Origin of the sequence: Specibacter sp. AOP5-B1-6 (assembly GCF_052376555.1) — a bacterium.
Classification (GTDB): domain Bacteria; phylum Actinomycetota; class Actinomycetes; order Actinomycetales; family Micrococcaceae; genus Specibacter.
Window position 1 is genome coordinate 1 of record NZ_JBQSVT010000117.1, and the last position, 796, is coordinate 796.

Annotated in this window: 1 protein-coding gene; it reads right to left on the bottom strand. The window is 64.3% G+C overall.

Annotated features, from left to right (window positions below; all coding sequences use genetic code 11):
- Window positions 1–160 precede the first annotated feature (160 nt).
- The coding region (locus ACT3TS_RS19725; RefSeq protein ID WP_444533224.1) for a hypothetical protein at window positions 161–796 on the bottom strand (636 nt) is incomplete at its 5' end.

The window sequence follows — 796 nt, forward strand, 5'->3', positions numbered from 1 at the left end:
TTTGGCGGCGAACGGGCGGATCAGTGTGGAGCGTTGTGACGAGGTCCGGGAGACACTGGTTCAATCGGGCCGTGATGGTGGTCCTGATTTTCTGCGTCAGGTCGGCAACCGGATCATGAGTTTGCTGGATCCGGACGGGCAAAAGCCCAGCCACGCTGATTTAGTAGCGAAGCAAGGCTTGTTCTTCCGCAAGCCCAGGCATGGTCTGATCCACTTTGACGGGCACATGACGATCGCCCAGCATGAACAACTCATGGCCGCCATTGGCACCGGGACGAACCCCAACAAACATGCCGACATCAACACCATCAACACCGACACCCCACCAAACCAGAACCCCCAGAACAGTCAGGGTGGTCAGGGTGGTCAAGACAGCCAGGACTCCCAGGGTGGTCAGGGTGGCGGGGCTGGGGTTGCCGGTGACAACGCAGGCCCGGACGGTACTGGCAGCGAGGCCGACAGCGAGGCCGACAGCGAGACCGACAGTCGTGGCGATGGTGCCGGTAGTGGTCAGGGTGAGCTTTTTGATCGGTTGAATTCGCTCATCGGGGTGTTCAACCCCAGCCCTGGGCCGGTCGATGCGCCACAGGACCTTGGCGAGGACCCGGAGCCGGGTCGGTCTGGAGTGGCTGGGACAGCGCAGCCGCGCCCGGCACCGCCTGCCCCGTTCCAGCAGCGGAGCCCTTTCGATATCTCGACTGATGCCCGGGCTGGGGCTGGCCGGATCCCGGGCGGGCCGCGGCACAACGAGGCCAATGGCTGGGGCCGGCGGTTGGAGGACTGGGAGATCCCGCCT